Source organism: Bacillus sp. Medicinal_06, from assembly GCF_056711665.1.
Genome location: NZ_JBWYHD010000006.1, coordinates 53,561 through 65,401, shown reverse-complemented (window position 1 = coordinate 65,401; position 11,841 = coordinate 53,561). Strand labels below are relative to the sequence as shown.

At 36.7% G+C, this 11,841-nt stretch carries 16 protein-coding genes and 1 pseudogene; 7 read left to right on the top strand and 10 right to left on the bottom strand.

Annotated elements, in window-relative coordinates:
* Positions 1–43: 43 nt before the first annotated feature.
* Complete coding sequence (locus AC1M36_RS15915; RefSeq protein WP_479846033.1) at positions 44–373, top strand: DMT family transporter; 330 nt, start codon at positions 44–46, stop codon at positions 371–373.
* 206 nt (positions 374–579) lie between these two features.
* Here AC1M36_RS15915 and AC1M36_RS15910 read toward each other — a convergent pair whose 3' ends face one another.
* The 4 genes and pseudogenes from AC1M36_RS15910 to AC1M36_RS15895 all read right to left on the bottom strand — a co-directional run bounded on the left by AC1M36_RS15910 (position 580) and on the right by AC1M36_RS15895 (position 3,251).
* Positions 580–1,056: a YbaK/EbsC family protein gene (locus tag AC1M36_RS15910; protein ID WP_336453432.1), complete on the bottom strand. Its 477-nt coding sequence runs from the start codon at positions 1,054–1,056 to the stop codon at positions 580–582.
* Positions 1,057–1,075: 19 nt separating this feature from the next.
* Positions 1,076–1,785 (bottom strand): annotated as a pseudogene (locus AC1M36_RS15905) (GNAT family N-acetyltransferase).
* Positions 1,786–1,813: 28 nt separating this feature from the next.
* Positions 1,814–2,383: a histidine phosphatase family protein gene (locus AC1M36_RS15900; protein ID WP_479846032.1), complete on the bottom strand. Its 570-nt coding sequence runs from the start codon at positions 2,381–2,383 to the stop codon at positions 1,814–1,816.
* A gap of 88 nt (positions 2,384–2,471) precedes the next feature.
* Entirely contained in the window at positions 2,472–3,251 is a 780-nt protein-coding gene (locus AC1M36_RS15895; protein ID WP_479846031.1) for a YhfC family intramembrane metalloprotease, read from the bottom strand.
* A 156-nt stretch (positions 3,252–3,407) separates the two neighbouring features.
* Here AC1M36_RS15895 and AC1M36_RS15890 point away from each other — a divergent pair, with 156 nt between their 5' ends.
* On the top strand, positions 3,408–4,142 hold the full coding sequence (locus AC1M36_RS15890; RefSeq protein WP_336453435.1) for a MerR family transcriptional regulator: 735 nt from the start codon (positions 3,408–3,410) through the stop codon (positions 4,140–4,142).
* A gap of 218 nt (positions 4,143–4,360) precedes the next feature.
* On the opposite strand, the gene AC1M36_RS15885 is transcribed toward AC1M36_RS15890, so the two are convergent.
* Positions 4,361–4,939, bottom strand: coding sequence for a YhcN/YlaJ family sporulation lipoprotein (locus AC1M36_RS15885; RefSeq protein WP_479846030.1), 579 nt, complete (start codon positions 4,937–4,939; stop codon positions 4,361–4,363).
* A gap of 118 nt (positions 4,940–5,057) precedes the next feature.
* On the opposite strand from AC1M36_RS15885, the gene AC1M36_RS15880 reads away from it, so the two are divergent.
* Positions 5,058–5,360, top strand: a complete 303-nt coding sequence (locus tag AC1M36_RS15880) for a YutD family protein (protein ID WP_336453437.1) — start codon at positions 5,058–5,060, stop codon at positions 5,358–5,360.
* Positions 5,361–5,399: 39 nt separating this feature from the next.
* Here AC1M36_RS15880 and AC1M36_RS15875 read toward each other — a convergent pair whose 3' ends face one another.
* The 3 genes from AC1M36_RS15875 to glpX all read right to left on the bottom strand — a co-directional run bounded on the left by AC1M36_RS15875 (position 5,400) and on the right by glpX (position 7,529).
* Entirely contained in the window at positions 5,400–5,900 is a 501-nt protein-coding gene (locus tag AC1M36_RS15875; protein WP_336453438.1) for a S4 domain-containing protein, read from the bottom strand.
* A 373-nt stretch (positions 5,901–6,273) separates the two neighbouring features.
* Complete coding sequence (locus AC1M36_RS15870; protein ID WP_003208880.1) at positions 6,274–6,540, bottom strand: DUF3055 domain-containing protein; 267 nt, start codon at positions 6,538–6,540, stop codon at positions 6,274–6,276.
* A 17-nt stretch (positions 6,541–6,557) separates the two neighbouring features.
* Positions 6,558–7,529 carry a class II fructose-bisphosphatase gene (gene glpX / locus AC1M36_RS15865; protein ID WP_336453439.1) on the bottom strand — a complete coding sequence of 324 codons (972 nt, stop codon included), beginning with the start codon at positions 7,527–7,529 and terminating at the stop codon, positions 6,558–6,560.
* Between the two features lie 147 nt (positions 7,530–7,676).
* Here glpX and AC1M36_RS15860 point away from each other — a divergent pair, with 147 nt between their 5' ends.
* The 4 genes from AC1M36_RS15860 (at position 7,677) to AC1M36_RS15845 (ending at position 10,369) form a co-directional block, all read left to right on the top strand.
* Positions 7,677–8,117: a DUF86 domain-containing protein gene (locus AC1M36_RS15860; protein WP_336453440.1), complete on the top strand. Its 441-nt coding sequence runs from the start codon at positions 7,677–7,679 to the stop codon at positions 8,115–8,117.
* 76 nt (positions 8,118–8,193) lie between these two features.
* Positions 8,194–8,826 (top strand): helix-turn-helix transcriptional regulator, encoded by a 633-nt coding sequence (locus AC1M36_RS15855; RefSeq protein ID WP_336453441.1) that lies wholly within the window; start codon positions 8,194–8,196, stop codon positions 8,824–8,826.
* A gap of 99 nt (positions 8,827–8,925) precedes the next feature.
* Entirely contained in the window at positions 8,926–9,690 is a 765-nt protein-coding gene (locus tag AC1M36_RS15850) for a TIGR01457 family HAD-type hydrolase (protein WP_336453442.1), read from the top strand.
* A 148-nt stretch (positions 9,691–9,838) separates the two neighbouring features.
* Positions 9,839–10,369, top strand: coding sequence for an iron ABC transporter substrate-binding protein (locus AC1M36_RS15845; protein WP_336453443.1), 531 nt, complete (start codon positions 9,839–9,841; stop codon positions 10,367–10,369).
* A gap of 35 nt (positions 10,370–10,404) precedes the next feature.
* Here the strand turns inward: AC1M36_RS15845 and AC1M36_RS15840 are convergent, their stop codons facing one another.
* The gene (locus AC1M36_RS15840) at positions 10,405–10,986 is read right to left on the bottom strand and encodes an NAD(P)H-dependent oxidoreductase (RefSeq protein WP_336453444.1); all 582 of its coding nucleotides are present in this window, start codon (positions 10,984–10,986) and stop codon (positions 10,405–10,407) included.
* A gap of 166 nt (positions 10,987–11,152) precedes the next feature.
* A complete protein-coding gene (locus AC1M36_RS15835) occupies positions 11,153–11,824 on the bottom strand; it encodes a vWA domain-containing protein (protein WP_336453445.1) in 672 nt (223 codons plus the stop codon).
* Between the last annotated feature and the right edge of the window lie 17 nt (positions 11,825–11,841).

The following is an 11,841-nucleotide window of genomic DNA, read 5'->3' as shown; positions in this document are numbered from 1 at the left end:
CTTCTTAGTGACATGCTAAGAAGGATTTTTTAGGAGGGACTGTATGAAAGCCTTTCTGTTTTTAGCAATTGCGATTGTAAGTGAAGTATTTGGTACATCCATGTTAAAGGTCTCAAATGGTTTTACAAAAGTATTGCCCAGCATAGGAGTCGTGTTAGGGTTTGCCTCAGCATTTTTCTTTCTGTCAAAAGCATTGCAACATATACAACTTAGTACGGCATATGCCATTTGGTCAGGAGTAGGAACAGCTTTAACGGCATTAATTGGTGTGCTTGTTTGGAAAGATGCCTTCACGTGGCAAACAGCAGTTGGATTAGTACTTATCATAGGCGGGGTAGCAGTACTAAATATGTCAGGATCTAGCGCACATTAAAACAGAGCTGAATCATTAGCTCTGTTTTTGATATCCATTCATAGTGATTTGCTGACACATAAACTATGGCTATAAAAATAAAAGAGGAATCTCTACTGATTGAATCTTTTGGTTTTCACATGGAATGGGCGAAAAGAGTCCCTGACCGCATCTATCCACGGTCGGACGCTCTCTGCCACCTAAAAGAAATGTTTTACCTAGGTTTTTTAATTTGCTTTTCTATACTCCAAAACATTATTTTGACATGTGGATAAAATTTTTTTTAATTCCTCTGTGGATAATTCAATTGTAAATTCCGGAACACCTGGTGTAATTAAAATTTTGTCATAGTTATAAACGGAGCTATCCACAATAATCGTTACTTCTTGTGAATAGCCAAAAGGAGCGACGCATCCAGGAATACATCCTGTTTGTTCCCTTAGTTCATCAGGTGAACAAATGGATAAGCGCTCACCGGTAAGTTCCTTCATTTCATTTCTCTCGAGACGAGTTCCTTCCAGTGTGAAGAAAACGTAATAGAATCCAGATTTTGATTTTAAAAATAAGCTTTTACTAGGAGCACCTTGCAAGCCGAGACGTTCACGAACGACTCGATCCGTCTCATAATCGAGAACGGGTTCGTGTTCAAATTTTTCGTAGGAAGCATTTGTTTTATGTAATAAAGAGATAACTTCTTCGTACATATTTTGGTGATACCCCTTTCTATATTTGTTGCAGTTTCATCATCACTTTTTTAAATTTTTTCGCACTTAAAATTTCATGTTTCAAAATTTTCCATTGTAAAAAGCTCCGTATGTTGTAAAGGCACAAGGAGCATGCTGCGCATCTTCTCGCGATGTCAACTGAATGTATTCAAAAGGGATGTTATATTGCTTTGTGATATTGGCTAATTCTTGATGAATGTAATAATCAGTGTAAGGACACTGATTTGTATAATAGACAACTAAGCCGTTTTGATTTGGTATTTTCATGTTTTTGGCACTTGCTATAAAATGTGGTGAAGGAGCATTTGAATCAAACTTATACACAAGTAATTCAAAATAAGGCGGTGCTGTATCACATACTTGAAATCCTTTTTTCTTTAAGTAGCTGCCATCTGATAAATATGGGCGTTTCTTCTTACTTGAAATAACAACGATACCATGCTTCTCATTTGCTTTAGAATCTTGAATACATTCTTCTAAGAGCTCTGTTCCGTATCCTTGCCCTTTAAAGCGCCCTGATACCCAAAAGCAATTGATACATGTGTATCCTGGTGCGGAGATAGGTACCCATGCGTACTCAGCTGGAAGGTATTCAATGAACACTTTTCCTTTCACATCTAGCTTTTTAAATACAAGTCCTTCTTCAAATCGATCTTGTAACCACTCTTTTTTTAGCTCGACACCACGTTTCACTTTCTTATCTGACATTGCACAGCAAATATGTTCTTGTTCAATATTATTTTGTGTTACAGTTTTCAACAGTAGCTCCCCACAATCTGTGGATTGTTGTTTGTTCATCAATCGTAATTTCATACACATCAGGATTGCTTAAGCTTTTCCACTCTAGAAAACCAATCCGATTATCAAAGTATTTTAAAAGGAGTGTTAATAAATTTCCATGTGTAACAAGTAATGTTACTTGTTGTTCTTGGTTTAAAACATTTTGAATAAGCGATGCAACGCGGTTCATCGCTTGTTTTGTTGACTCTCCGCCTGAAAAGGCAATATCTATATTTGTAAAAGTATGTTCTAGTTTGTTTAGCCAATCTTCCATTGGAACCTCGCTTAATATGCGCTCTGATAGTCTGTCGTCTTCTTGAATTGGTAAATTAGCTTGTAATGCAAATGGTGCAATGGATTGAATAGCACGAGTAAACGGGCTTGAAATAATGGACTGTATTTGCAGGTTATTATTTATGAGAAACTCCGCAAGAGCGTTTGCTTGCTCTCTTCCTGCAATTGTTAGTGCTGCATCTTGCTCTTGTCCAGCAGCTGAGCAGTGACGTATAACAATAAGTTTTTTCAAAATCCATCCCTCATTTTTTTAGTTGACGATACATACTTCGACAAAGAGGGAAAAAGTCCTCTATACAAAAAAGCTAAGCCATGTTGGCTTAGCTTGTAGTGGATTCTGTAATCAGTTTTTCTTTCATTTTGCGAATAAGGATAAAAGCGCAAATTGCAAACACAACCATGAGGCCCTCTGTAATGAATATGTTGATTACGTGCTTCTGATATAGGGCCGCAAAGAAATCCACAAAAGCGTGGAAAAGTACAGCGTATAAGACAAAAATATATTTCTTATGTTTTACGCCATATAATACAAGCATTGTGAAAGCGATTTGCAGGATCAGTGCGAAAATCCTCTCTAAGCTACCTAGTAAGTAGAGATAGGAAGGCGTGCTAAGCAATAGATCTTGTACTTGACTGAGCTGAGGAGCTTTTTCAATAAGCTTTGAAAAACTTCCATTATTGATTGAAATAGCAAAGTATAGAGTTTGGAGACTAGCTAGAGCTCCAATTGAAATAGATTCAATTCCTCCATGTCCAATTCCATATGCTAAACCATCTTTATATTCTCGGAATTTCTTAAGTAAGTAGAAGAAGGCAATGAACCGTCCTGCTTCTTCAAAGATAGCAGCAGTGAGTCCGCCATAGATGGCATAAAGAAATGGATTCTTTAAGACTTCTGATGTTGTCTCGTTCCCTAACATAAATACGTGAAAAGGCGTTTCGAGAATTTGTGCAAATCCGATAAAGATAAGAACGCCAATCCCAACTATTTTCCAGTTTATATGGTATTTTTTTCGAAAATAAACAAGTACTATAATCGGAACGAGAACCGAGAGTACAAGCTGTGTAATGATACTGGCCATTACAGCATTTGAAACCATACTTTTCACCACTTTCTAATATATGTACTTTTATATTATACAGGGAATTATGGGAATCGTTTACCTTAGAAAAAATATAGGTATTAAAAAAGAGTTTTTTCAGTTGACTCTCACGTTGCGTAATACTTTATTGTATGTATTAAGGGAGGCGAAATCATGGCAATGAAGGTAAAAGAAGTAGCCGATTTAGTTGGTATTAGTGTGCGCACACTGCATCATTATGATGAAATTGGGCTTTTAACCCCAGATGAAACGACCGAGTCTGGTTATCGTTTGTATTCCAATGAAAATCTAGAGCTATTACAGCAAATCTTATTTTTTAAAGAGCTTGGCTTCCCTTTAAAGAAGATTAAAGAAATTATCAGTAGTCCTTCATTTGACAGGCAAGAGGCGCTTCAGATGCACCGGAAAATGTTACTTGAAAAGCGAGCTCGACTGGATAAGGTGATTGCGACAATTGATAAGACGATTCAGCATACAAAAGGAGAGATTGAAATGACGAACAAAGAAAAATTTGAAGGATTTGATTTTAGTCATAACCCATATGAAGAAGAAGCACGCACACGATGGGGAGACGAAGCTGTGGAAAAGGCGAATAAAGCAGCTGCTGGTATGTCTAAGGAAAAGCAAGAAGAGTTTAATAATATTTATAGAAATCTTGCTACACTTCGGCATGGTGCACCTGATTCTAAAGAAGCGCAAGAAGCGATCCAAGTATGGTATGATTACTTGCAAAACTTTGGTCAATATTCATTAGAGGCGTTTAAAGGATTAGGGCAAATGTATGTCGATGATGAACGCTTTACAAAAAATATTGATCAGTTTGGAGAAGGGTTAGCACAGTTTATGTGTGAGGCAATGGCAGTGTATGCAGATAAGCGTAAAAAATAAAAAGATGGGGCTTTTAGTGATCGATTTTGTTGGTGTAAAATGGTAAATGAAATTTTATCGGCGTAAATTTAAATATATCGAACGTTTCTCAAAATATATCGGCGATTTTCTCAATATATCAGCGATTCGACAAAGGATATCGACGATGCGACAAATAACAACAAAAACAGGAGCCTGCTAGCTCCTGTTTTTCAATAATTTGGATGGAGAGTTTCACTTTACTTCTTTATCATGTCACTTAGCGTAGCATTTTGACTATTATTTAAATGTGGATTTTTCCCCATTTCGCGTTTTAACATATCAAGGCTTTGCTCATATTCCTTATTGTTTAATGTACCAGATTGCAGCCCTTGAATTTGTGTAATCAATTTTTGGTCTGTTGATACATATGCTTTATAATAGCGAGGAACGATGGACAAAGCAGTTCTATAGACTTGATCTGTTACTAGCCCAGGGTCTGAAGTATTTGATCGGTATACAACAAATACTTCATCGTCAGTGACAAGCGTAGCGGCATTTGTGACGTCAGGGAGTTGTACGGTCATATTTGTAATCATTTCAGCTACTTTCTCACGGTTAATTACGCCTACTTGTTTGTTAGATACTTCGTCTTTTTGTTTAGAGGAATAGCCGACTCTTGTGAGCCTTGTATTTGTATTTTCTGTATGATACATGTCGTTTCTATTGGAAACAAGAACACGGCTGCCTTCCTCACGTTCCATTTCAGCTTTATTTGCTGTTTGACACCCTGCAAATAAGGAAAGGGTGAGAAGAGAGAGTATTATTTGTTTTTTCACGATGTATCACCTCCTTCTCCATAGCATGTACTACTTTTCAATTTTTTGTATTTGAAATTGTTGGTTGTTGGGCTTTGTGATACGATAAAAAGAAGAATGCTTAGAAAGGAAGTTAGTGATGGAGCAAAAGCAAGAGATTCATGCTACGGTGAACATTAATAATGTTCAGTACGAAGTAATTAAAGACAATCGTGACGGTTTTCGTGAAGAAGCATTTAAAGAGCGCTATGCAGAAATTTTAAATAAATATGATTATATCGTTGGTGACTGGGGCTACGATCAACTCAGATTACGCGGATTTTTTGATGATAGTAACCAACGTGCGACATATGATACGAAAATTAGTACTTTATCGGAGTACTTATATGAGTACTGTAATTTTGGTTGTGCACACTTTGTATTGCGAAAAGTGAAGAAATAAAAGAAATCCTCTTACGATAAGCGTAAGAGGATTTCTTTTTTACAAGCAAATTGAAATAAGGTCACCTTCAGAAAGCGTTGTATTTGGTTTCATCCTCTGTCCATTCAACTGAATGTGTCCGTTCTTTATTCTGTCTACAATCAATGTGCGGCTCCAATCTGAAATATATGTTGATAAAGCTTTGTCAATGCGATGGGAGCCAAAGACTGTTTCTAATACAATGGTTATTTCTGTAGTACCAGCTTCTTTATATTGCATAATCGAGATGGTAGTTGTTGTTTCAACTTGTTCTTTTTGAAACACATCAATCGTTTCCACATGATCAGAAAACGATTTATAAATGTGAAGTTTTTTATTCCACGTATGACCTTTCGGGCATTTATAAATAGCAAAGCGGTAAATGTTCTTTCCATTTGCGTTATGCCTGCGAATATTTGTATCAATAAAAAGGGTGGTATGCCCACAGTTTTTACAATGTTTTAGGGCAGTTGTTTCAAATTCATTTTCATATAAATTCCAAGAAAGTTGTACTTTCTGCATTTTCCTTCACCTCGTATATATGGGATAAAGGAACGTAATACAGCTATTTGGATGTCTTGCAGTATGAATAGGGAAGAAATGGATAAAAATAAAAGGAGGTTCCCTTAAGAGGAACCTCCGTACAACATCATACTACAGATGTGTTACGTTCCTTTGTAATGGGAAATGAACAGACTACTCCCTTGATAAAGCACACGGCTTTTTTGAGAGTAGTGCTATTCAATTGCTGATCCATTACAAAGTAAATGTTGGCATACGTAGTAGACGTCCTTTCTTCCAAATAGATTTGCTCATAATTATAACAAAAAAGTCGGAATATTCAAAATACATTTCGTAAAAAAACACCAGCTACTATAATAGCTGGTGCATAATATTATATAAGTTCAAATAAGAATGAGCGTAGTTCCTCTGCAATTTCTTCAGAGACAGAAAATGCGTGCTCTAAGTAGCCCGGTTCGTTTAAATCATCGGTTCCAATGATTGCAAATTTATTGCGCTGCATATCAAGGACAATTGTTTTACCGTAATGACGATCGGAATATAAAAGCGCTAAATCGTGGCGCTCATTTTCTCCCATAAAGCTAACGAAACGTGTTTTTGTATCGACTGTATCGTCGTAAAGAAAGAAACGTTCTTCCATATTACAAAAGCTCCTTTTTAAATGTCTAAATTTAAGTGAGGCTTATGATCTAAATGGTGATGTGTTTTAATAAAGCGCACTGTTCTTGTTTTGTAACGCATAACGATAGAATATGTTTCTGCTAAATCTCCGCCAAGGAATTTTACACCATCTAATAACTCGCCGGCAGATACGCCTGTTGCTGAGAAGATTGCATCATCTCCTGATACTAGGTCATCTAACATAAGAAGTTGACGAGGATCTTCTAATCCCATTTTACGGCAACGTGCTTCTTCTTCTTCGTTCATTGGCACTAAGCGTGCTTGCATTTCTCCGCCAAGACATTTCAGTGCAGCTGCAGAGATAACGCCTTCTGGAGCACCACCAACACCAACGAATAAATCAATACCTGTTCCGGGAAGAGCTGTTGCGATTGACGCACCAACATCGCCATCACCGAATAGTTTTACACGTGCACCTTTTGCACGAACACGGTCAATAATATCTTGATGACGTTCACGTTCTTGGATGATAACCGTTAGGTCACGAATTTTTTTATTGTTTGCTTCTGCTACAATTTCAATTGTTTTTTCAATTGGATCATCTAAGCTAATTTTACCAGCTGCTTTTGGACCAACCGCGATTTTTTCCATGTACATATCCGGAGCATGAAGAAGGTTTCCTTTATCTGCGATTGCGATAACTGCCATTGCGTTTGCAAGACCTTTTGCAACAATGTTTGTACCTTCTAATGGGTCAACGGCAATATCAACTTCTGGACCGTTACCTGTTCCTAGTTCCTCACCAATATATAACATTGGTGCTTCATCAAGTTCTCCTTCGCCAATTACAACAGTACCTGCCATGTTTACTGAATCAAACATATCGCGCATAGCTGTAGTTGCTGCATCATCTGCTTCGTTTTTCTTTCCGCGGCCCATCCATTGTGCGGATGCTAAGGCTGCTGCTTCTGTTACACGGACAATTTCTAGTGCGAGTTCACGTTCCAAGGTGACATTCCTCCAATTTCAAAAATCATACAGTTATAACTATAACAAATAACGAGGAAAAGGTGAATTCGAAAAATTGTCGATTTTTTCAAGGGAAACGGTTACAATTGAAATATAAATGCTTTTATTTCTAGGTGGGTGACATTCATGTACTTTGTAGACAGAAAAAAAATAGAACAAATGTTAACATGTTTAGAACAAGCAGTAGATACATTTCAAGAGAAGCAGCGATATGAAACGCCTTTTGAATATTACGCATTAGAGCGTATGTCGCATCTTATCATGGATTGCATATTAGATGTTGGAAATGCAATGATAGATGGATTTATTATGCGTGATCCAGGAAGTTATGAAGATATTATTGATATTTTAATGGATGAAAAAGTTATAAGTGATGAAGAAGGAAAAGGAATTAAAGAGGTAATCCTTCTTCGTAAAATGCTTATGCAAGATTATATTCAAATGAACCATGAGGAATTATATACAACGATTCAAAAACAAATCGCTGTGGTACAGAAATACCCTGCGAATATTCGACGTTATTTAGAAAAGGAATTAGGACCTGTATCTGCATTCGTGGCAGAATAAATGTAAGAAGATCCCCAATCACCTTTTGGGGATCTTCTACTTTTTATTATAGGTTAATAGGAAGAAGGGGTGAGCAATGGGGCAAGCTCGTACAACAAAGGAAGAGATTGTACAGATCTTAAAAAGAAATGGTGAACAAACCGTTGGATCGCTAGCCGAATTTTTAGAGATTACAGAGATGGCAGTACGCCGACATTTAAGTAAGCTTGAGAAAGAACAAGTTATTCAATCGAAAATGGTGCGCCAGCACGTTGGTAGACCAACATATGTATACGGTCTAAGCCAAAAAGGGGAAGATTCATTTCCGAAAGATTATAAGCAATTTGCTTTAGGTATGTTAGAGGATTTAGAGGAAATTGGTGATGAAACGCTTGTAAATGCTATCTTAAAGGCAAGAACGAATCGAATGGAAGAGCAATTACAAAAGCGAGTAAGTCGCCAAGATCATGTACTGCAAAAGCTTCGGGAAGTTGCCGTTATTCAAGAGGAAAATGGATATATGGTCCAAGTGAAGCAAGAGGAAGAAAACTCATACATATTACAAAAACAAAATTGTCCATTAAAAGCCGTTGCTGAAAAATATCCACAGCTTTGTTTGGAGGAAGAAAATATGTATAAGCGGTTGTTTTCGGATGAAAATGTGAAGGTATTATCAAATATGTGTGATGGTGACTGTCATTGTTCGTATCACATACAAGAAAAAAAATGAACGTTATGGGACGCTTTTAGACGAAGCGTTTTTTTCTTTGGAAAAAGCGGGTAATATAAGAAGGGTATGAACGCTAGGACAAAAAGGAGAGAGACATAGATGTATAAAGGCTATTTAATCGACTTAGACGGTACAATGTATCGCGGTGAAGAACAAATTGAAGAAGCGAGTGACTTTGTAAAAGCCTTGCAGGAGCGCGATCTCCCATATTTATTTGTAACAAATAATTCAACTCGTAAACCAGAACAAGTAGCAGAAAAACTTGTTCGTTTCGATATTCCAGCTAAGCCAGAGCAAGTCTTCACAACGAGCATGGCAACAGCGAACTTTATTTATGAGCGTAAACAAGATGCATCTGTTTATATGATTGGTGAAGAAGGATTGCACGCTGCACTTGTGGAAAAAGGGCTTAAGCTTGTGGATGAAAATCCTGACTTTGTCGTTGTTGGATTAGATCGCGAAATTACATATGAAAAGCTAGCAAAAGCATGTCTTGCGGTACGTAATGGTGCGACATTTATTTCAACAAATGGAGATATTGCGATTCCAACTGAGCGTGGTTTACTACCTGGGAACGGTTCACTAACATCTGTCGTTACAGTATCCACAGGTGTAGAGCCAATCTTCATCGGAAAACCAGAATCTATTATTATGGAGCAAGCACTAAAAGTACTTGGTATGGCAAAGGAAGAAGCATTAATGGTTGGGGATAACTACGATACTGACATTTTAGCGGGGATAAATGCTGGTATGCATACACTTCTTGTCCACACTGGAGTCACATCTGTGGAGAAGTTAACAGAATACGATGTGCAGCCAACGCATGTTGTGCATAACTTAACGGAGTGGATTGAGAAAATGTAATAGTGGACAGGCAATCGTTTGGATTGCCTGTTTTTTTATGCATAATTGCATATTTATATAATGGATATAAATGGTAAAATTGTTTTGTTAGTATATAAAGAGACTATATTCTTGATGGGGATATGACATAGAGATTGGAGGGATAGAAATGCATATCATGTCTATTAGTATTCTTATTTTTACACTATGTATTTTAGGATTTGCTATATGGAAAATGAATAAAGTCAGGGGTGTACAAGAGGATATAGGGGACCTTATTGCCACTTATCCACGCAAAAAAATCCGATGGTTTACTTTGCTTGGTCCAGCTTATTTCTTTGTACAACTTATACTTACATACGTTCGTTATATAGATGGAGAAATTGATAGTTTCGAACTATTTTTACTTAAAATAGGAGCTTACATGGTAACAATTTGTTTTACGATCCTTTTCGTGATTCATCTAATTAAAGATGTCAAGGTGTATGAAAAAGGAGTTATTGATGGGATGAATTACTATTCTTATGCAGAATTAAAAGGTTATAAAATATCCACATGGGAAAATCCGCAAGAAAATATCTTCTTATATCGTGGGCGAGAAAAGTGGCATGACAATGTAAACTTACTAATTAGACAAGAAGATATGAGAGAGTTAGAAAATATTTTGCAAAGATATCTTCCTAAGCTCACCATAAAATGAAACACTCCACCTTGGCATAAGGTGGAGTGTTTTCATTAAAATACGCGATTCACAACCTCTTTTACTTCTTCAAGATATTGTTTTCGTGCACCATCATCAACAGAAGGGACACTCGTATAGAATGTGTGCTCCAACGTTTCAATTCCTGTAAAGTCAAAGATTCCAGCATCAGTCGTTTTCTTCATCGCATCAAACATACCGCTTGCTGTATAAGCTTCTTTTGAATTCCCCATTGTGGATAATAATAATCCTTTTTTACCACTCAATAATTTTTCGATACCATTTTCACCGTAAGCATAGGCAAAGCCATGACTAAATACACGGTCAACATATCCTTTTAAGATTGCTGGAAGGCCAGCCCACCAAACTGGATAAATAAATATGATGCTGTCAGCCCAAGTGATGTGTTCTTGTTCTTCTTTAATATCCTCTGGTATATTGCCTTGAGAAAATGAGACGAAATCAGAGGCCCCTAATATCGGATTAAAGTTTAATTCATATAAATCGCGAACGCGTACTTCTTGACCGTTTTCTTCCAATTCACCTTTTACAGTTTCTAAAATTGCATGGTTAAAACTTTGTGGATTAGGGTGTGCATAAACAACTAGATGTTTCATGTTTGTTCCTCCTATTTGTGGATATGTTGATAGTTTGTTCAAATAATAAAGAATTTAATGTAACCATTTTAGTTACCGGATGAGTGCTTAGTCAAATATTGTGATTCTATCAACAGGAACATGAAAAAATCGTGTAACATTCCACAGTGGCTAACAAAATCTTGGTTTACTGTGATAAAATCCGTTTCTCCTTCGCTTCTTTTATCCACGTCGGAAGTTCATTCAACAAGTTGTTATACAATGTTTCATCTGTTGTTTTTTCGATATCGCGAATATAGAAAAAGTTTGCGTTATCAATGAATCGACCTTCCATTTCATCTAGCTTTCTAAGAACGTCGAATTTGCCATTTCCAATCCCGACAAACTGCCAAAAAATCGGTTGGTTAGAAGAGAATACAACCGGTTTTTGAATTCCTTTTTTACAGCCCCCATCGTTAATGAAAATAACAAAGGCAGGCTCTTCGCTTTTTTCTTCAATCGTATATTTTTTTATGATATCTTCCATTACTTGTGGCTCATCATTTCGGCCAAATTTATGAATGGAGTTATTATTTAAAATATGATTTTCTACGTAATTAGCAAAGTCTTTCTCGGTAACAGATGGTAACCTTGAAAATTCATTATCATATACCCAAATATCTAATGAACCATCATCATCAAATTGGCTTGCTACAGCAAGAACACGTTCGACAACTTCTTGGACAGTACCGTTTTTGTATAGTGTTCGCATTGACCCGGAAATGTCTAATACGAACGCAACTTTTGCGACAACACCTGTTAATTTCTTTTTCTCTAATACAACGCGTACTGCTTCTTTTCTTAAAGTAATAGTTCCCATTCTAATCGCTCCTTTTA